Genomic DNA, 18,428 nt, shown 5'->3' on the forward strand with positions numbered 1-18,428 from the left:
AACTCTTCAGCTTGAACGCTTGGCCAGAAACGGCGGCAGATACAACCCCAGATACGCCTCGAACACCCGCTTGCCTTCCTCGGCCATACGCGGGGTGATCGCCTCATGCAGCTGCACCGAGCGCGCGTAAACCCGGTCGCTCAGCTCCATGGCCAGGGCAAACACATCCACATCCAGCGGCATCACCGGCAGGTGGAAATGCTGGTCGAACAACTTGTACATCAGGTCGCCCAGCTCCATGTCGTGCTGCCGATCGGCTTGCACCACTTCACTCAGCCCGTGCTGGGCCAGAATCAGCTGCCGCGCTGCTGCATCCTGGTTGTAGATATCCAGCATGCGCTGCTCGATCAGCCGTGACAGCTCATGCCATGAACTGAACGCCTGGCTGTCGATCGGTGCCCTGAGAGCCTCACGGAAAGCCCGGTGCACGTCGGCGGTCAACGCCTCGAGCAACGCCGGCACGCTGGCGAAGAAGTGATAGACCGACGAGGGCGGAATCTGCGCACGCTCGGCCACGCTGTAGATCGACATTGCCGCCACCCCCACCTCGGCCAGCAGTTCGCGGGCAGCCGCCAGGATCGCTTCGATCCTGGCTTGGCTGCTGGCGCGCGGTTTGCGCGGGGCAGCGGCACGCGTCATCAGTTGCTGATCGCCAGGATACTGGCTTGATAGGCACCCACGAACAGGTCGAAATCACCGACTTCTTCCTGCTCCAGCTCGGCCTGCCTGGCCAGCGACTCGCGGGCCAGCGTCTCGTAGGCTTGTTGCTGCTCCTGGCTCAGCGGCTGTTCACGGAAGGTCTCGGCGTGAATACGGCTCTGGCGCAGCGAGAACTGCACGAAGCTTTCGTCATGCTCGGTCATGCGCGCCAGCACCTGGGCCGAAGGCGTCAGCGAGGCGTCATCGACCTTGGCCTGCTGCGCATCCAGCGCCTTGCTGTGGGCGTCGGTACCTTGGGCCTGGTCCAGCAGCTCGGCCAACTGCCGAATACGCTCGATCAGCTCGCCGGCCCACACCTTCAGGCTGACCGGCTGGCCGTTGCGCTGCAGTTCCAGACCCGGGCGACGACCTTCCTTGACCACGGCCAGGAAGTTGCTGGTGCACTGGCCACACTCGGCGTTGCCCAACTGCGGGCTTTCTTCCAGGGCACAGAACAACAGGAATGCATCGAGGAAGCGCGCCTCGGTCAGGTCGATGCCCACGGGCAGGAACGGGTTGATGTCCAGGCAGCGCACTTCCACATACTGCACGCCGCGCGAAGTCAGAGCCTGGATCGGCCGCTCGCCGGTATAGGTGACGCGCTTGGGCCGAATGTTCGAGTAGTACTCGTTTTCGATCTGCAGGATGTTGGTATTCAGTTGTACCCACTCACCGTCGACGTGCGTGCCGACCTCGACGTAGGGCGGGTAGGGCGTGCCCACCGCCTTGCGCAGGCTGTCGGTGTAGCTGGCCAGGTTGTTGTAGCAAGGCGTGAGGCCCGCCTGGGCGTTGCTCTGGTAGCCCAGGTCGCTCATGCGCAGGCTGGTGGCGTAGGGCAGGAACAGGGTTTCGGCGTCCAGCTCTTCGAGCTGGTGCGGGCGGCCACGCATGAAGCCTTTGTCCAGGGCCGGCGAGGCGCCAAACAGGTACATCAGCAACCAGCTGTAGCGGCGGAAGTTGCGGATCAGCGCAATGTAGGCCGACGACTGATAGTCGCGGTCTGGCTCGCTGCTGCCTTCGGCAGCACGCAGCAAAGGCCACAGTGCCTCTGGCAGCGAGAAGTTGTAGTGGATGCCGGCGATGCACTGCATGGTGCGGCCATAGCGCAAGGCCAGGCCTTTGCGGTAGACGTGCTTGAGCTTGCCGATGTTCGAGCTGCCGTACTCGGCGATCGGGATGTCCTCTTCGGCCGGCAGCGTGCATGGCATCGATGGGCTCCACAGGTACTCGTCGCCCAGCTTGCTGTAGACGAAACGGTGGGTCTGTTCGAGGCTTTCGAGCACTTGGGCCGGGTCGGCCAGCGCGGGGGTGATGAACTCCAGCAGCGACTCGGAATAGTCAGTGGTGATCTGCTCGTTGGTCAGCGCCGATCCCAGTGCATCCGGGTGCGGAGTCTGGGCCAGGCGACCTTCGTCGGTCACGCGCAGGCATTCGCGCTCAATACCGTGCAGGCACTGCTTGAGCAGGGGAAGATTGGCGCCGAGCAGGCTCAGGCGGCGGTTGAGGAGTTCGCTCAAGATGTATTCCTTCACGCGTCAGTCGCCCCAATATGGGGGTAGAGATAACGGTCTACAAGGGTAGGGAGAAAGGAACTGGCGTTGTCGCCTGGTTTACGCGGGTCCAGCAGTGCCAGCGCACTGCTGAAAATACCGCAGATACTGCTTGGTGAGCTAGAGAACCGCAAAGGTTCCTTGCGCCTTGGCCACCAGTTTGTCGCCCTGGACTACGTCGGCGTCGACCACCAGGGTACGCCGCCCGGCATGCAGCACGCGGGCGGTGCACAGGACCTCACCGTCACTGACGGCGCGCATGTAGTTGATCTTGCATTCGATGGTGACGCTTTGCTGGTCAAAGCCATGGTTGGCCGAACAGGCCAGGCCCATGGCGATGTCCACCAGGCTGAAAATAGCCCCGCCGTGCAGCTTCTGGCCACGGTTGCGCAACTGCGGCTGCAACGCCAGGGCGACCTCGGCAACGCCGGGTTCCAGGCGTTGCAGGCGGCAGCCAAGGAGCTGGCTGAAGGCGCTTTCGACATATTCGCGTGGTATGTCCATCACTTCTTCTTCAGCTGCTTGGCATTGGCGAACAGTGCGGCCATGGCGTTGTTGGCCGGAGCCGCGGAAGCGGTTTCACGTTGGCGCGGCGCCTGTTGCTGGCGGTTGCCTGCCGGGCCACGGTTACCGCCGCGGTTGCCTTCGACCTTTTCGCCCGGGGTGTCGCTCATGCGCATCGACAAGCCCACGCGCTTGCGCGGGATGTCCACCTCCATGACCTTGACCTTGACCACGTCGCCGGCCTTGACCGCCTCGCGCGGGTCCTTGACGAACTTCTCCGACAGCGCCGAGATATGCACCAGGCCGTCCTGGTGTACGCCGATATCGACGAAGGCACCGAAGTTAGTGACGTTGGTCACCACGCCTTCGAGGATCATGCCTGGCTCCAGGTCCTTGAGGTCTTCGACGCCATCCTGGAAGGTGGCGGTCTTGAATTCCGGGCGTGGGTCGCGGCCGGGTTTGTCCAGCTCCTGCAGGATGTCGGTCACGGTCGGCAGGCCGAAGGTTTCGTCGGTGAAACGCTTGGGGTCCAGGCGCTTGAGGAAGCTGCTGTCGCCGATCAGCGAGCGAATGTCGCGGTCGGTATCGGCGGCGATGCGCTGTACCAGGGGGTAGGCTTCGGGGTGAACCGCCGAGGCGTCCAGCGGGTTGTCGCCGTTCATCACCCGCAGGAAGCCGGCAGCCTGCTCGAAGGTTTTTTCGCCCAGGCGGCTGACCTTTTTCAGCGCCGCGCGGGTGGCGAACGGGCCGTTGGCGTCGCGGTGCGCGACAATGTTCTGTGCCAGCGTGGCGTTAAGCCCGGAGATGCGCGTCAGCAGTGCCACCGAGGCGGTATTCACATCCACGCCCACGGCGTTCACGCAGTCCTCGACCACGGCGTCCAGGCCACGGGCCAACTTCAACTGCGAGACATCGTGCTGGTATTGGCCAACGCCGATGGATTTCGGATCGATCTTCACCAGTTCGGCCAACGGGTCCTGCAGGCGGCGGGCAATCGATACGGCGCCACGGATCGATACGTCCAGGTCCGGGAATTCGCGGGCGGCCAGTTCCGAGGCCGAGTACACCGACGCGCCGGCTTCGGAGACCATGACCTTGGTGATTTTCAGGGCTGGATATTTCTTGACCAGTTCGGCGACCAGCTTGTCGCTTTCGCGGCTGGCGGTACCGTTGCCGATGGCAATCAGCTCCACCGAGTGCTTGGCGCACAGCGCGGCCATGATGGCGATGGTCCGGTCCCAGTCGTTTTTCGGGGCGTGCGGGTAGACCGTGGTGTGGTCCAGCAGCTTGCCGGTGGCGTCGACCACGGCGATCTTGCAGCCAGTGCGCAGGCCAGGGTCGAAGCCCAGTGTGGCGCGCGGGCCGGCCGGGGCCGCCAGCAGCAGGTCGTGCAGGTTGTGGGCGAACACGTTGATCGCCTCGCCTTCGGCGTTGTCGCGCAGTTCGCCGAACAGGTCGGTTTCCAGGTGGGTGTAGAGCTTGACCTTCCAGGTCCAGCGCACCACTTCAGCCAGCCATTTGTCGGCCGGGCGGCTGCGGTTCTCGATGCCGACGTGGTTGCTGATCATCAGCTCGCACGGGTGCAGGGTACCCGGCAGTTCTTCACCGACTTTCAGCGAAGCGCTCAGCACGCCCTCGTTGCGCCCGCGAAAAATTGCCAGGGCGCGGTGCGAAGGGGCGGTGCGCAACAGCTCGTCATGGGCGAAGTAGTCGCGGAACTTGGCGCCTTCCTCTTCCTTGCCGGCCACCACCCGGGCACTGAGCACGGCTTCCTGCTTGAGGAAGCTGCGCAGTTTGTCGAGCAACGCGGCGTCTTCGGCAAAGCGCTCCATGAGGATGTACTTGGCGCCTTCCAGGGCGGCCTTCACGTCGGCCACGCCCTTGTCGGCATCGACGAAGCGTGCCGCTTCGCTTTCCGGGGTCAGTGACGGGTCGTTGAACAGGCCGTCGGCCAGCTCGCCGAGGCCGGCTTCGAGGGCGATCTGGCCCTTGGTGCGGCGCTTCTGCTTGTAAGGCAGGTACAGGTCTTCGAGGCGGGTCTTGGTGTCAGCCAGCTTGATTTCGCGGGCCAGTTCCGGGGTCAGCTTGCCCTGTTCCTCGATGCTGGACAGGATACTGGCGCGGCGTTCGTCGAGTTCGCGCAGGTAGCGCAGGCGCTCTTCCAGATGGCGCAGCTGGGTGTCGTCCAGGCTACCGGTCACTTCCTTGCGGTAACGGGCGATGAAAGGCACGGTCGAGCCTTCGTCCAACAGGCCCACGGCCGCCTCGACCTGCTGGGGGCGTACGCCCAGTTCCTCGGCGATACGGCTGTTGATGCTGTCCATGTAAACCACCTGACATTTGTGAATACGGGGGTCGCCTATGGGCTTTCGCCCGGCGACGCAGGATGAAAGCGGCGCATTATACCCATCGCAAACCGCTTGCGGTGATGGCGCCCGGCCAGTCGGAACTGGCGCCCGGGGAAAAATCTGCTAACAATGCTCACGGCACGCGTTGCAATGGCTACGCCATAATGCGCGGCGATCTCAGAGGAGTTATTCATGACCGGCACGCCGAACACCGCAGAAGGTGAAAAGATTCTCATCGTCGACGACGATCCGGGGCTGAGCAGCCTGCTGGAACGTTTCTTCACCAGCAAAGGCTACCGAGCCCGCGCGGTGCCCAACACCGAACAGATGGACCGCCTGCTCTCCCGCGAGGTGTTCAACCTGGTGGTGCTGGACCTGATGCTGCCAGGCGAAGACGGCCTGTCGGCGTGCAAGCGCCTGCGCCAGCACAACAACCAGATCCCGATCATCATGCTCACTGCCAAGGGTGACGAGCTCAGCCGCATCAAGGGCCTGGAGCTGGGGGCCGATGACTACCTGGGCAAGCCGTTCAACCCGGACGAGCTGATGGCCCGGGTCAAGGCCGTGCTGCGCCGCCAAGCACCCACCGTGCCAGGGGCACCGGGTAGCGAAGACGAGTCGGTCACCTTCGGCGACTACGAGTTGTCGCTGGCCACCCGCGAACTCAAGCGTGGCGACGAAGTGCACATGCTCACGACCGGTGAGTTCGCCGTGCTCAAGGCGCTGGTCATGCATGCCCGCGAGCCGCTGACCCGCGACAAGCTGATGAACCTGGCCCGTGGCCGTGAATGGGATGCCCTGGAGCGCTCCATCGACGTTCAGATTTCGCGCCTGCGGCGCATGATCGAGCCCGACCCGTCCAAGCCCCGCTACATCCAGACCGTGTGGGGCGTAGGCTACGTGTTCGTGCCGGACGGAAACGCCGGAAAGTGATGCCTGACCGTCGATGAAAACACCGCTCTGGTTTCCGCAAAGCTTCTTCGCTCGCACCCTGTGGCTGGTGTTGATCGTTGTCCTGTTCTCCAAGGCCCTGACCCTGGTCTACCTGCTGATGAACGAGGACGTACTGGTCGACCGGCAGTACAGCCACGGTGTGGCGCTGACTTTGCGCGCGTATTGGGCTGCCGACGAAGAAAACCGCGACAAGATCGCCGAGGCGGCAGGCCTCATTCGTGTGACCGGCTCGGGCGTGCCCGAAGGCGAGCAGCACTGGCCCTACAGCGAAATCTACCAACGCCAGATGCAGGCCGAGCTGGGCGAGGACACCGAAGTACGCCTGCGCATTCATGCGCCGCCGGCGCTGTGGGTAAACGCGCCGAGCCTGGGCCCGGGCTGGTTGAAGGTGCCGTTGTACCCGCACCCGCTACGCGGGCAGAAAATCTGGAACGTGCTGGGCTGGTTCCTGGCCATTGGCCTGTTGTCCACCGCTTCGGCGTGGATCTTCGTGCGGCAGTTGAACCAGCCGCTCAAGCGCCTGGTGTTCGCCGCCCGCCAGCTGGGCCAGGGGCGCAGCGTGCGGTTGCCGATCAGCGACACCCCCAGCGAGATGACCGAGGTGTACAAGGCCTTCAACCAGATGGCCGAAGACGTCGAGCAGGCCGGGCGCGAACGCGAGCTGATGCTGGCCGGGGTCTCGCATGACTTGCGTACACCGCTCACGCGCCTGCGTTTGTCGTTGTCGTTGCTCAACAGCGACAACGACCTGAGCGACGATATGGTCCGTGATATCGAAGACATGGACGCGATTCTCGACCAGTTCCTGGCGTTCATCCGTGATGGCCGGGACGAGCCGGTCGAAGAGGTCGACCTGGCGGATCTGGTGCGCGAGGTGGTCGCCCCCTACAACCAGCCGGAAGAACGTGTGCGTCTGTGCCTGGAGCCGATCCCGCCGTTCCCGCTGCGCCGCGTGTCGCTCAAGCGCATGTTGGGCAACCTGATCGGCAACGCCTTGCACCACGCAGGCAAAGGGGTCGAGGTGGCAGCCTATGTCTCGGGTGACGAAAGTGCGCCGTACGTGGTGCTGAGTGTGCTGGACCGCGGTACCGGCATTGATGAGTCGGAGCTGGAGACCATCTTCAACCCGTTCATCCGGGGTGACCGGGCGCGGGGTGGCAAGGGGACCGGGCTGGGGTTGGCCATCGTCAAGCGTATTGCGGCGCAGCATGGCGGCAATGTCGAGCTGCGCAACCGGTCCGGCGGCGGTATCGAGGCACGGGTGCGGTTGCCGTTGGGGCTGTTGCTGCCGCGTAACGCCGTTTGAACTTGGTTGGCTGGCCGGCCCCTATCGCCGGCAAGCCAGCTCCCACAGATCATGCACAAAGTCTGAAAACTGTGCAGTACCTGTGGGCTTGCCGGCGCTAGGGCCGGGTGAATCAGCCTTTCCCCTTGGTCCGGGTCTGATTCGGCCCGCCATTCTTCTCCAGGTGCTCGATGATCATCCCGGCCACGTTCTTGCCAGTGGTCACTTCAATGCCTTCCAGGCCTGGCGATGAATTCACCTCCATCACCAACGGCCCATGGTTGGAGCGCAGGATATCCACGCCCGCGACACTCAAACCCATCACCTTGGCTGCGCGAATCGCGGTGATGCGCTCTTCGGGGGTGATCTTGATCAGGCTGGCGACCCCGCCACGGTGCAGATTGGAACGAAACTCACCAGGCTTGGCCTGGCGTTTCATCGAGGCAATCACCTTGTCCCCCACCACGAAGCAGCGGATATCCGCACCGCCGGCCTCCTTGATGTACTCCTGCACCATGATGTTCTGCTTCAGGCCCATGAACGCCTCGATCACCGACTCGGCTGCCTGCGGGGTTTCGCACAGCACCACGCCGATACCCTGCGTGCCTTCCAGCACCTTGATCACCAGGGGGGCACCGTTGACCATGCGGATCAGGTCGGGGATATCGTCGGGCGAGTGGGCGAAACCGGTGATCGGCAGGCCAATGCCGCGCCGTGACAACAGCTGCAGCGAGCGCAGCTTGTCGCGCGAGCGGGCGATAGCCACCGACTCGTTGAGCGGGTACACGCCCATCATTTCGAACTGGCGCAGCACCGCACAGCCGTAGAAGGTTACCGAGGCGCCAATCCGCGGGATCACGGCATCGAAACCTTCCAGCGGCTTGCCGCGGTAGTGGATCTGCGGCTTGTGGCTGGCAATGTTCATGTAGGCCCGCAAGGTATCGATCACCACCATTTCGTGGCCACGCTGAGTACCGGCTTCGACCAGGCGGCGGGTGGAATACAGACGCGGATTGCGCGACAGCACAGCGATCTTCATGCAGCACCTGTGACAGGGGAAAGGGTGGCCGGGAAGGCCGGTTTGTCTTGCACGTACTTTACGCCTGGGTTGACCACCAGCTGGCCCTGCACCAGGGCTTTTGAGCCGAGCAGCAGGCGGTAGCGCATGCTCTTGCGGCAGGCCAGGGTGAATTCCACCTCCCACACGCGGTCACCCAACGCCAGTGGCGTACGAATGACATAACGGGTCTGGGCATGCCCGTTAGAGCTGCGGATGATCTTTCTGTTCACCAAGGGTGCTTCGCAGCGGCGATGGCGCAGTTGCACCACCGTGCCCAGGTGCGCGGTGAAGCGCACCCAGGGTTGGCCATTACGCTCGAAGGGTTCGATATCGGTGGCGTGCAGGCTGGAGGTACTGGCGCCGGTGTCGATCTTGGCGCGCAGCCCGGCCACACCGAGGTCGGGCAAGGCGACCCACTCACGCAGGCCGATCACAGTCAAATGGTCAAATGTCTTCACTAAGCACACCCTGCGAATGAGGTGGTGAACTGTAAGCACGGCGGGGACTTTTTGCATCCGTAAGTGAAGGTAGTACAGTTCGATGAAAGACAGAATCCGAGGAAACGCAATGGCACAAAAAGCCGAAGACGACGATAAGGTGCGCCTGGACAAATGGCTGTGGGCGGCGCGTTTCTACAAAACGCGGGCGTTGGCCAAGGCCGCGATCGAGAGCGGCAAGGTGCATTGCCGGGGCGAGCGTTGCAAGCCGGGCAAGGAGCCGCGCGTGGGCGACGAATTCGTGCTGCGAACCGGCTTCGATGAGCGCACCGTGGTGGTGAAGGCGTTGTCGGTGGTGCGGCGGGGGGCGCCCGAGGCGCAGACGCTGTATGAAGAGACTGAAGAGAGTGTGCGGCGCAGGGAGCAGGCAGCCGAAATGCGCAAGGCAGGGGCGATGGGGGTAACTACCGATGGTCGGCCGAACAAGAAGCAGCGGCGGCAGATTCACCAGCTGCATGGGAACTTCGAATAGCCGGGGCCGCTTCTACAAGGGTGCACGCAGTGCTGTAGGAGCGGCCTCGTGCCGCGATGGGCTGCGCAGCAGCCTCAGGGGGCTAGCGGACTACCGCCAACCGCCCGACCAACGGCAATTTTGCAGCAATCGAGAACAACGGCGCCGTCCAGCGCATCAGTGCCGCGCTACCCTTGGCCGCCAACGGCGTGTAATAGCTCCAGCCCAACGCCAGCACTGCCATCAGCAACCCGCCGATGTAGTCATCCTGCCCCCAGTGCGCGCCGGCCACCAGGCGCGGCAGCATGAACAGCACCGCCAGCGCCCAGATCACCACGAACTGCACCAGGCGGCGGCTGAACACGCTCATGAACAATGCCCAGATCAACAACACCGAGGCGTGGTCGCCGGGGAAACTCTTGCTGGAGCGGTCCTTCAGCTCCCACTTGGCTTCCAGGTGGGGGTAGTAGTCGCTCAGGTGCACCACGTCGGCGAACATCATCGAGGGGCTCTTGTGTTGCCAGCCCGCGGCATCCACCCACTTGGAAAACAGCGCGCGAATCACCACTAAGAGAAGCAGCGTGACCAGAAAGCCAAAAAACGCCTGGCGAACCTGTGCTGCCTTGAACACCCAATCACCGCGAATCAGCAGTGCCAGCAGGATCAGGCCGACCACGATGTCGAACGGGCGCATGCTGCCCACGGTCCAGATATAGCGCCAGGTGGTGTTGTCAGCCAACGGTGCATTGAGGCTGCGGAAAAGCCACTCGTCGAAAGTCAGGCACAGGATCTGGCCAAAAGGCCATAACCAGAAACACAGTAGAGCGATCGGCAGCAGCGTGCAGGCTGCCAGCGGTCCCCAGGACCACCTTGCTTGGAACAGTGGTCGATTATCCATAAGATACCTCTATCTCCTATAAGGGAAACGAGCGCCTGAAGGCGCTCTGCGATGGGATTACTGATTCCCTTTCATTATTTTGTCATCATTTTCAGATAGCCAGACAACCATGAGCGACTTGCCAGAAAAAGATTTCACCCAACGTTTCATCTTCGACGAGCGCGATGTGCGCGGCGAGTGGGTGTCTCTCGATGACAGCTACGCTGCAGTGCTGGCGCGTCATGAATACCCACAGCCGGTGCAAACCCTGCTTGGCGAGCTGATGGCCGCCACCGCTTTGCTGGTCGGTGCCTTGAAGTTCGACGGCCTGCTGATACTGCAGGCGCGCTCCGCCGGGCCGATCCCGCTGCTGATGGTCGAATGCTCCGGTGACCGTGACATCCGCGGCATGGCCAGATATGAAGCGGATCAGATCCCGGCCGACGCCAGCCTGGCGCAGCTGATGCCCGACGGCCACCTGACCCTGACCATCGACCCGGTCAAGGGCCAGCGTTACCAAGGGACTGTCGACCTCGATGGTGCCAACCTCTCGGAGTGCTTCACCAATTACTTCGTTCAGTCCCAGCAGTTGAACACGCGGTTCTGGCTGAATGCCGAAGCTGGCAAGGCGCGCGGCCTGCTGCTGCAGCAACTGCCACGCGATCGCCAGCCGGACGATGAAGAGCGCGAAGACAGCTGGCAGCACGTGGTTGCCCTGGCCCAAACCCTCAAGCCGCAAGAGTGGGCAGAAGCCAATGAAACCCTGCTGCACCGCCTGTACCACGAAGATGCCGTGCGCCTGTTCGATGAACAGCCGCTGCGCTTCAAATGCAGCTGCTCACGCGAACGTTCCGGCAATGCCCTGGTCAGCTTGGGTGAGCATGACGCCAAGGCACTGGTGCAAGAGTGCGGCGGGCAGGTAGAAATCGATTGCCAGTTCTGCAACCAGCGCTATTTCTTCGACGCCAGCGATGTGGCGCAACTGTTTGCCGGCGGCGGCACGGACGTAGCCTCAGAAACTCGCCACTGAAACGTTTAAGCTCAGGAAAATCTCCTGTCGAATTGCGCAAAAACGCAGTTCTGACAGGAGGGGCCTACTTTTTTTGGGCTTTTCTGGCATAATCCGGCCACTTTTTTCGCTGTAGTAGTTTTTTCGAAATAACTACAAAACGTTTGGAGCACTCGGCCTCGGGCCGGATGGGGTATCTCATGACGCAAGCCAATAACACCGTGTACACCGACCTGAGCGTCGATGAGCTGGTAAAAGAAGCGCTGCAACGCGGTGAAGGTGTACTAGCCGATACCGGCGCGCTGGTCGTGGAGACCGGTCACCGTACTGGCCGTTCGCCGGCTGACCGTTTCATCGTCGAAGAGCCTTCCACCCAGGACGCCATCGCCTGGGGCCCGATCAACCGCAAGTTCCCGGCCGACAAGTTCGATGCCCTGTGGGACCGCGTCGAGGCGTTCAACAACGCCCAGGATCACTTCGTTTCCTACGTTCACGTAGGGGCTGCCGCCGAGCACTACCTGCCGGTGAAAATGACCACCCAGACTGCCTGGCAGAACCTGTTCGGCCGTTGCCTGTTCATCAACCCTGAGCAGTACAACCCGGTGGGTCGCGGCGAGTGGCAGGTGCTCAACGTGGCAAACTTCGAGTGCGTACCTGAGCGTGATGGCACCAACTCCGACGGTTGCGTGATCATCAACTTCGCGCAGAAGAAAGTGCTGATCGCCGGCATGCGCTACGCCGGTGAAATGAAGAAAGCCATGTTCTCGGTGCAGAACTTCCTGCTGCCGGCTGCCGACGTGCTGCCAATGCACTGCGCGGCCAACATCGGCGAAGCAGGCGATGTAACCCTGTTCTTCGGCCTGTCCGGCACCGGCAAAACCACCCTGTCGGCCGACGAAAGCCGTTACCTGATCGGTGACGACGAGCACGGTTGGGGCGAAGGCGTTGTCTTCAACATCGAAGGCGGCTGCTATGCCAAGTGCATCGACCTGTCCGAGAAGAACGAGCCGGTCATCTGGAAAGCCATCAAGCACGGTGCTGTGCTGGAAAACGTCGTTCTCGACGCCAACAAGCACGCTGACTACACCGATGTCAGCCTGACCCAGAACAGCCGTGCGGCCTACCCGCTGGAGCACGTTGCCAAGCGTTCGGACAAGAACCTGGGCGGTGAGCCAAACGCAGTGATCTTCCTGACCTGCGACCTGACCGGTGTTCTGCCTCCGGTGTCGATCCTGAACAACGAACAGGCTGCCTACCACTTCCTGTCCGGTTACACCGCGCTGGTCGGCTCCACCGAAATGGGCTCGGGCGGCGGCATCAAGTCGACCTTCTCGACCTGCTTCGGTGCACCGTTCTTCCCACGCCCGGCTGGCGAGTACGCCGAGCTGCTGATCAAGCGTATCAAGGGCTTCAACTCCAAGGTCTACCTGGTCAACACCGGCTGGACCGGTGGTGGCTACGGCGTTGGCAAGCGCTTCAGCATTCCGACCACCCGCGCGGTGATCGCTGCCATCCAGAGCGGCGTGCTGGTCGGTGCTGAAACCGAGCACCTGGACATCATCAACCTGGACGTACCGAAGGCCGTCCCAGGCGTTGATACCGAATTGCTCAACCCGCGTACCAACTGGGCTGACAAAGCTGCCTACGACGAGGCTGCCAAAGGCCTGGCCAAGCTGTTCATCGAGAACTTCAAGAAGTTTGAAGTTTCCGACGCCATCAAGGCCGCTGGTCCGCAGCTGTAAGCTGCAACCAGCCGCAATGAGAAAGCCGCCAGCAGTGGCGGCTTTTTTGTTATCCGGCTGATGCAATGCCTTGTAGGAGCGGCCTCGTGTCGCGATGGGCCGCATAGCGGCCCCGGGGTTTTAGCGTCACTGCATAAATTGTCGGGGCCGCTTTGCGGCCCATCGCGACACAAGGCCGCTCCTACAGGGTGAGGTGCAGGCAGCGGGAACCTGGTTTTTCTGTTTCACTGTCAGCATCCATTGCGAAGACAAGAGTCAGCCAGATGACCGAATCCCCTCAGCGCACTGCCTTCTCCCACTTTCACCCGATTCTCACCCGCCCGCAGGACAACGACCTGAACGGTCATATCGCCGGGGCCACGGTGCACGGCTTCTTCGAAGCGGCGATCCAGGCGTTTCTGGTCGAGCAGGCCGAGTTGGACCTGCGTGACGGCGAGCTGGCGGCTTTCGTGGTCAGTTCGGCAGCAGATTTCTATGCATTGCCGGGCTTCCCGGATGTGCTGGAAGTTGGGCTGGGCGTAACGCGCCTGGCGGGCAGTACGGTGGAGTACCGCCTGGCGTTGTATCGCCCAGGTGAGCCCGAGGCCTGTGCGGCGGGCACGGTGGTGCAAGTCTTCATCGAGCGTGTCAGGGGCCGGCCTGTGGCGTTGCCAGAGGCGCTTCAGGTGATTCTTTCCGGCTTGGTGCTGGAACAACACGCATAAAAAAACCCGCCGGGAGGGGCGGGGTTTTTGTTGCCGGGGCAGGGCCCTCAGGCGTTAGTCGCGCCAGTGGCGCTTGTGCTTGCGGTGGCCGTAGTGATGGCCGCGGTCGTAGTGGCGACGGTCATCGTAGCCACGGCGGTAGCGACGGTCGTCATGGCGCTCATCGTCGTCGGCCTTGTTGCCCAGGTAGTTACCCAGCGCACCGCCAGCACCGCCGCCGGCGGCTGCACCGATGTAGCTACCAGTAGTGCCGCCTACCGAGCGACCCACCACGTTACCGCCTGCCGCGCCCAGGGCACCGCCAATAGCGGCTTCACCGCGCTGGCGCTTGTCGGCACCCAACGCACCGCCGGCCGCACCGCCCAGGCCAGCACCAATGGCGCCGCCAGTGCTACCGCCGATGGAGTTACCGACAACGGAGCCCAGTACCCCACCCAATGCGCCGCCAATGCCGGCCTCGGTGGTGCCGCCTGCCATGGCAACGCCGCTGAGCAAGCTGAAAAGACAACAACAAAATCGAGGAGTACTTCTTCATCAAGAGAGCCTCATAAGGATGACGAGGCGAATTTGAGGCTAAGCGAGGTGGCTGGCAACGGAAATCCGACGAGTAACACGAGTTGTACACAATTCTCTAAGTCACTGTATTTGTTGTGAAACTTAAACCGCTTTCGGCTGTCTGAGATCTTTATGGCAAAAGCCCTGAACCTTGCGGAACAGGGCTTTTTTCGTTTTTGGAGCCTCTGGCCTGTTCGGGGCTGAAGCCGCTTCGACAGGGTTTTGCTCCAGCCTGTGGGAACGGTTTTAGCCGCGAACAAGGCTGGCACCTCTATTACAGGATACGCCCGTCGTCTTGCGCCCGCTCCAGCTTGATGGCGATGAACTTCGAGGTTGGCGTATGGCTGCCATCGCCAATGCTCTCCAGCGGCACCAGCGGGTTCACCTCCGGGTAATACGCCGCCGCCTGCCCGGCCGGAATATCGAACGCCAGCAGGGTAAAGCCGCGCACCCGGCGTACGTGTTCATCCCCCCACAACGACAGGATGTCGACCTTCTGCCCTGGCTGGAAGCCCAGGCGGATGATGTCGGCTTCGTTGGCGAACAGCACTTCACGCTGGCCGCGCACGCCACGGTAGCGGTCGTCCAGGCCGTAGATGGTGGTGTTGTACTGATCGTGCGAGCGCATCGACTGCATGATCAGGTCCGGCACCTGGCCGCTGGCACGCACACGCTCGTCAAGCAGCGTATCGGGCAGCAGGTTGGCCTTGAAGTTGGCGCGGCCGGTGTTGGTCTTCCATGTGCGGCTGGCGGCGTTATTGCCCAGGTAGAAGCCACCTGGGTGCTGCAGGCGTTCATTGAAGCCGCTGAAGCCTGTGATGGTGTCGGCGATCAGGTCGCGGATGCGCGCATAGTCGGCGACCAGCCAGTGCCAGTCCACGGGTTTATTGCCCAGCGTCGCGGCGGCGATGCCAGCAATGACCGCGGGCTCCGAGCGCATCTGCGAAGACAGTGGTTTGAGCTGGCCATTGGATGCGTGCACCATGCTGAACGAGTCTTCGACCGTTACCGCTTGCGGCCCGTCGGCCTGCAGGTCAATGTCGGTACGGCCCAGGCACGGCAAAATCAGCGCTTGCTTGCCATGAACCAGGTGGCTGCGGTTGAGCTTGGTGCTGATGTGCACGGTCAGCTCGCAGTTGCGCAGCGCCTGCGCCGTGCGCTCGGTGTCCGGTGTGGCCTGGGCGAAATTGCCGCCCAGGCCGATGAACACCTTGGCCCGGCCGTCGAGCATGGCGTGAATCGCTTCGACAGTGTTGTGGCCGTTGTGCCGTGGCACGGGGAAGCCGAAGCGCTTTTCCATGGCATCGAGCAGCGCCATGGGTGGGCGCTCGTTGATGCCCATGGTGCGGTCGCCCTGCACGTTGCTGTGGCCACGTACCGGGCATAGGCCTGCGCCAGGTGCGCCGATATTGCCGCGCAGCATCTGCAGGTTGACGATTTCCTGAATGGTCGGCACCGAGTGGCGGTGTTGGGTAATACCCATCGCCCAGCACATGATGACCCGCTTGGCGCGGCAGTACATGCGCGCGGCCAGCTCAATGTCGGCCATGGGCAGGCCGGATTGCGCCTGGATGTGGTCCCATGGCGTGGCATCTACCACGGCCAGGTAATCGTCCACGCCATGGCCGTGCTCGGCGATGAAGGCATGGTCGAACACCGCTGGTTCACCCCTGGCCTGGGCTTCACGCTCCCACTGCAGGGCGAACTTGGCCATGCCACGCAGCAGCGCCATGTCGCCACCCAGCGCCGGCCGGAAGAATGCCGTGTTGGTTGGGCGGTCGCTGTTGGTCAGCATTTCCAGCGGGTTCTGCGGGTGCTGGAAGCGCTCCAGGCCACGCTCCTTGAGCGGGTTGATGCAAACTACCTGAGCGCCACGTTTCACCGCGTCGCGCAGCGGGTCGAGCATGCGCGGGTGGTTGGTGCCGGGGTTCTGGCCCCAGACAAAAATCGCGTCGGCATGTTCGAAGTCGTCGAACCTGACCGTGCCTTTGCCCACCCCGATGCTTTGCCCCAACGCCACGCCGCTGGCCTCGTGGCACATGTTCGAGCAGTCGGGAAAGTTGTTGGTGCCGAAGGCGCGCACGAACAACTGGTACAGGTAGGCTGCCTCGTTGCTGGCCCGCCCCGAGGTATAGAACTCGGCCTGGTCAGGGGTGGCCAACTTGTTCAGCTCGCGGGCAACCAGGGCAAAAGCGGCGTTCCAGCTGATCGGCTGATAGCGGTCGCTGGTCGCGTCGTAGACCATCGGCTCGGTCAGGCGGCCCTGGTACTCCAGCCAGTAGTCGCTTTGCTGCAGCAGGGCGGTGACGCTGTAACGGGCGAAGAAAGCAGCATCGACACGTCGCTTGGTGGCCTCCCAGTTCACGGCCTTGGCGCCGTTCTCGCAGAACTTGACCATGCCGCTTTCTGGCGAATCGCCCCAGGCGCAGCCTGGGCAGTCGAAACCGCCGTTCTGGTTGGTCTTGAGCAGGGCGCGAAGGTTCTTCAGCGCGTTATCGCTGCCAACCCAGGCCTTGGCCACGCTGCGCAGCGCGCCCCAGCCACCGGCAGGGCCGTGGTAGGGCTTGTAGCGAGGGGTTGAGGCTGGGGCATTGTCCGGTAGGTGTTGGTACGAGGTCACGACTGTTACGACTCCGCCGCGGGGCTATAGACCCGCGGTGCGCTGTGCTTGGGTAGATGAATGAGGTTGAGGTTGTGCTTGCGCGCCCATTGCAGGGCAAGCCCGGTGGGGGCGGACAGGCTGACCAAGGTCTGGATGCCGGCGCGCAGCACCTTCTGTATCAATTCCAGGCTGCAGCGGCTGGTGACGATCGCAAGGCCGCCCTGGCTGTCGATGCCCTGGCGCAGCAGCGCGCCGATCAGCTTGTCGAGGGCGTTGTGCCGGCCAATGTCTTCACGGCCCAGCAGCAGTTCGCCGTGGCGGTCCATGAACAGCGCGGCATGCACCGCCCCGCAGTGCTGGCCCAGCGGCTGAAACGCATCGATGCGCTCGCGCAGGCCCACCAGCCATGCTGCCGGTGGCAGCGGCGCACCGGGCAGCACGGCCAGTTCGGGCAACGCCTGCTCCAGCGCCTCGACCCCGCACAGGCCGCAGCCACTGGTGCCGGCCAGCTGCCGACGCTGGTTTTTCAGGCTCCAGAAGGCTCGGCTGGATATTTCCAGGTCTGCATACAGGGCCGAGCCACTGCCCGAGAGCTTCAGGTCGTAGATTTCCGTGGTGCCTTCGACGATGCCGCTGCCCACGCTGAAACCGACGGCGAAATCTTCCAGGTCGGTCGGGCTGACCAGCATCACTGCCTGATTGAGGCCGTTGTAGACGATGGCCAACGCAACCTCTTCGGCCAGCGGCGTGCTGTCACCTTTACCGTCGCTGAGCTGGACGTATGCGTAGGTGTTGCTGGCGGCTGGCAGGGACAAGGGCGATGAGGCCGTGCAGACCGGAGGTTTGCTGTTCATCGGGGCGGGCTGTTCATTCGGCGGCTGGGTATAGCACAAGCCTAGGCGCGTGGGCCTGTGGCGTCTAATCGCTAAGGTCTATGCCTTGATAGAGCGCGTCGATTGGTCGCAGGCGGCAGGTAGGGAAATCCTGGCCTAGACTTTCGTCTCCGAGGTTTATGTCACAAGGAGAACGCAATGAGCCTGATCAGTTTCGTGAAAGAAGCCGGCGAGAAGTTGATCGACCTGCTGACCCCAGGCAATGCCAACGCTGAGGAGCAGCTCAAGGAACACGTTGCCAAGGTTGGCCTGGGCAACCCGAATATCAGCGCTACTGTAGAAGGTGACAAGATCATTCTCAAGGGCGAGGTGGCCAGCCAGGAAGAGAAGGAGAAGATCATTCTGGCGGCAGGCAATATCAATGGTGTGGCCAGCGTAGACGATCAGATCACTGTGACTGGGGCGGTGGTGATGGCGGCCCGGTTCGTCACGGTGAAGAAGGGTGACACGCTGTCGGCCATTTCCTTGGCGGTGTACGGCAATGCCAACCAGTACAACAAGATATTCGAGGCCAACAAGCCGATGCTTTCGCACCCGGACAAGATCTACCCTGGGCAGGCGCTGCGTATTCCTGAGTGATTTTTGCAGGCTTTATCGGCCCTATCGCCGGCAAGCCGGCTCCCACGAGGTTGCTGCAAGGCCAGAGGCCGGTGGTCACCTGTGGGAGCGGGCGTGCCCGCGAACACCGGCGTAGCCGG

The 18,428-nt window shown here is 62.7% G+C and carries 16 protein-coding genes and 1 pseudogene; 7 read left to right on the forward strand and 10 right to left on the reverse strand.

Going from position 1 to position 18,428, the window contains the following annotated elements:
• Positions 1-6: 6 nt before the first annotated feature.
• The 4 genes from GEV39_RS01075 to GEV39_RS01090 all read right to left on the reverse strand — a co-directional run bounded on the left by GEV39_RS01075 (position 7) and on the right by GEV39_RS01090 (position 5,077).
• Positions 7-639, reverse strand: coding sequence for a TetR/AcrR family transcriptional regulator (locus GEV39_RS01075; RefSeq protein WP_173887258.1), 633 nt, complete (start codon positions 637-639; stop codon positions 7-9).
• A complete protein-coding gene (gshA, locus tag GEV39_RS01080; RefSeq protein ID WP_173887260.1) occupies positions 639-2,216 on the reverse strand; it encodes a glutamate--cysteine ligase in 1,578 nt (525 codons plus the stop codon). Before gshA ends, GEV39_RS01075 begins: the two co-directional genes overlap by 1 nt.
• 153 nt (positions 2,217-2,369) lie before the next feature.
• Positions 2,370-2,753, reverse strand: coding sequence for a PaaI family thioesterase (locus GEV39_RS01085; protein ID WP_009682247.1), 384 nt, complete (start codon positions 2,751-2,753; stop codon positions 2,370-2,372).
• Complete coding sequence (locus GEV39_RS01090) at positions 2,753-5,077, reverse strand: Tex family protein (protein WP_173887262.1); 2,325 nt, start codon at positions 5,075-5,077, stop codon at positions 2,753-2,755. The genes GEV39_RS01085 and GEV39_RS01090 overlap by 1 nt, the downstream gene beginning before the upstream one ends.
• Before the next feature lie 216 nt (positions 5,078-5,293).
• Between GEV39_RS01090 and ompR the strand changes: the two genes are divergently transcribed.
• Together ompR and GEV39_RS01100 are read left to right on the forward strand one after the other, a co-directional pair.
• The gene (ompR, locus tag GEV39_RS01095; protein WP_009682249.1) at positions 5,294-6,034 is read left to right on the forward strand and encodes an osmolarity response regulator transcription factor OmpR; all 741 of its coding nucleotides are present in this window, start codon (positions 5,294-5,296) and stop codon (positions 6,032-6,034) included.
• Between the two features lie 13 nt (positions 6,035-6,047).
• Positions 6,048-7,361 carry an ATP-binding protein gene (locus GEV39_RS01100; RefSeq protein WP_173887263.1) on the forward strand — a complete coding sequence of 438 codons (1,314 nt, stop codon included), beginning with the start codon at positions 6,048-6,050 and terminating at the stop codon, positions 7,359-7,361.
• A gap of 112 nt (positions 7,362-7,473) precedes the next feature.
• Here the strand turns inward: GEV39_RS01100 and rimK are convergent, their stop codons facing one another.
• Together rimK and rimB are read right to left on the reverse strand one after the other, a co-directional pair.
• A complete protein-coding gene (gene rimK / locus GEV39_RS01105; protein WP_009681234.1) occupies positions 7,474-8,379 on the reverse strand; it encodes a 30S ribosomal protein S6--L-glutamate ligase in 906 nt (301 codons plus the stop codon).
• Positions 8,376-8,858 (reverse strand): retropepsin-like aspartic endopeptidase RimB, encoded by a 483-nt coding sequence (gene rimB / locus GEV39_RS01110; RefSeq protein WP_009681235.1) that lies wholly within the window; start codon positions 8,856-8,858, stop codon positions 8,376-8,378. Before rimB ends, rimK begins: the two co-directional genes overlap by 4 nt.
• 109 nt (positions 8,859-8,967) lie before the next feature.
• Here rimB and GEV39_RS01115 point away from each other — a divergent pair, with 109 nt between their 5' ends.
• Positions 8,968-9,369 carry an RNA-binding S4 domain-containing protein gene (locus GEV39_RS01115; protein ID WP_054913217.1) on the forward strand — a complete coding sequence of 134 codons (402 nt, stop codon included), beginning with the start codon at positions 8,968-8,970 and terminating at the stop codon, positions 9,367-9,369.
• A gap of 82 nt (positions 9,370-9,451) precedes the next feature.
• Here the strand turns inward: GEV39_RS01115 and GEV39_RS01120 are convergent, their stop codons facing one another.
• Positions 9,452-10,246: a phosphatase PAP2 family protein gene (locus tag GEV39_RS01120; protein WP_173887265.1), complete on the reverse strand. Its 795-nt coding sequence runs from the start codon at positions 10,244-10,246 to the stop codon at positions 9,452-9,454.
• Positions 10,247-10,355: 109 nt separating this feature from the next.
• Here GEV39_RS01120 and hslO point away from each other — a divergent pair, with 109 nt between their 5' ends.
• The 3 genes from hslO (at position 10,356) to GEV39_RS01135 (ending at position 13,680) form a co-directional block, all read left to right on the forward strand.
• On the forward strand, positions 10,356-11,255 hold the full coding sequence (hslO, locus tag GEV39_RS01125) for an Hsp33 family molecular chaperone HslO (protein WP_054905720.1): 900 nt from the start codon (positions 10,356-10,358) through the stop codon (positions 11,253-11,255).
• A gap of 179 nt (positions 11,256-11,434) precedes the next feature.
• Positions 11,435-12,976: a phosphoenolpyruvate carboxykinase gene (locus GEV39_RS01130; protein ID WP_173887267.1), complete on the forward strand. Its 1,542-nt coding sequence runs from the start codon at positions 11,435-11,437 to the stop codon at positions 12,974-12,976.
• A gap of 263 nt (positions 12,977-13,239) precedes the next feature.
• The gene (locus GEV39_RS01135; RefSeq protein ID WP_173887268.1) at positions 13,240-13,680 is read left to right on the forward strand and encodes an acyl-CoA thioesterase; all 441 of its coding nucleotides are present in this window, start codon (positions 13,240-13,242) and stop codon (positions 13,678-13,680) included.
• Between the two features lie 54 nt (positions 13,681-13,734).
• On the opposite strand, the pseudogene GEV39_RS01140 reads toward GEV39_RS01135, so the two are convergent.
• From GEV39_RS01140 to fdhD, 3 genes and pseudogenes are all read right to left on the reverse strand, one after another.
• Positions 13,735-14,215: pseudogene (locus tag GEV39_RS01140) on the reverse strand (YMGG-like glycine zipper-containing protein).
• Positions 14,216-14,509: 294 nt separating this feature from the next.
• Entirely contained in the window at positions 14,510-16,855 is a 2,346-nt protein-coding gene (locus GEV39_RS01145; RefSeq protein ID WP_173887270.1) for an FdhF/YdeP family oxidoreductase, read from the reverse strand.
• 5 nt (positions 16,856-16,860) lie between these two features.
• On the reverse strand, positions 16,861-17,691 hold the full coding sequence (fdhD, locus tag GEV39_RS01150) for a formate dehydrogenase accessory sulfurtransferase FdhD (protein ID WP_173887272.1): 831 nt from the start codon (positions 17,689-17,691) through the stop codon (positions 16,861-16,863).
• Between the two features lie 177 nt (positions 17,692-17,868).
• On the opposite strand from fdhD, the gene lysM reads away from it, so the two are divergent.
• Positions 17,869-18,309 carry a peptidoglycan-binding protein LysM gene (gene lysM / locus GEV39_RS01155; protein ID WP_173887274.1) on the forward strand — a complete coding sequence of 147 codons (441 nt, stop codon included), beginning with the start codon at positions 17,869-17,871 and terminating at the stop codon, positions 18,307-18,309.
• Positions 18,310-18,428 lie beyond the last annotated feature (119 nt).

The organism is Pseudomonas sp. NY5710 (genome assembly GCF_013305665.1).
Taxonomy (GTDB): domain Bacteria; phylum Pseudomonadota; class Gammaproteobacteria; order Pseudomonadales; family Pseudomonadaceae; genus Aquipseudomonas; species Aquipseudomonas juntendi.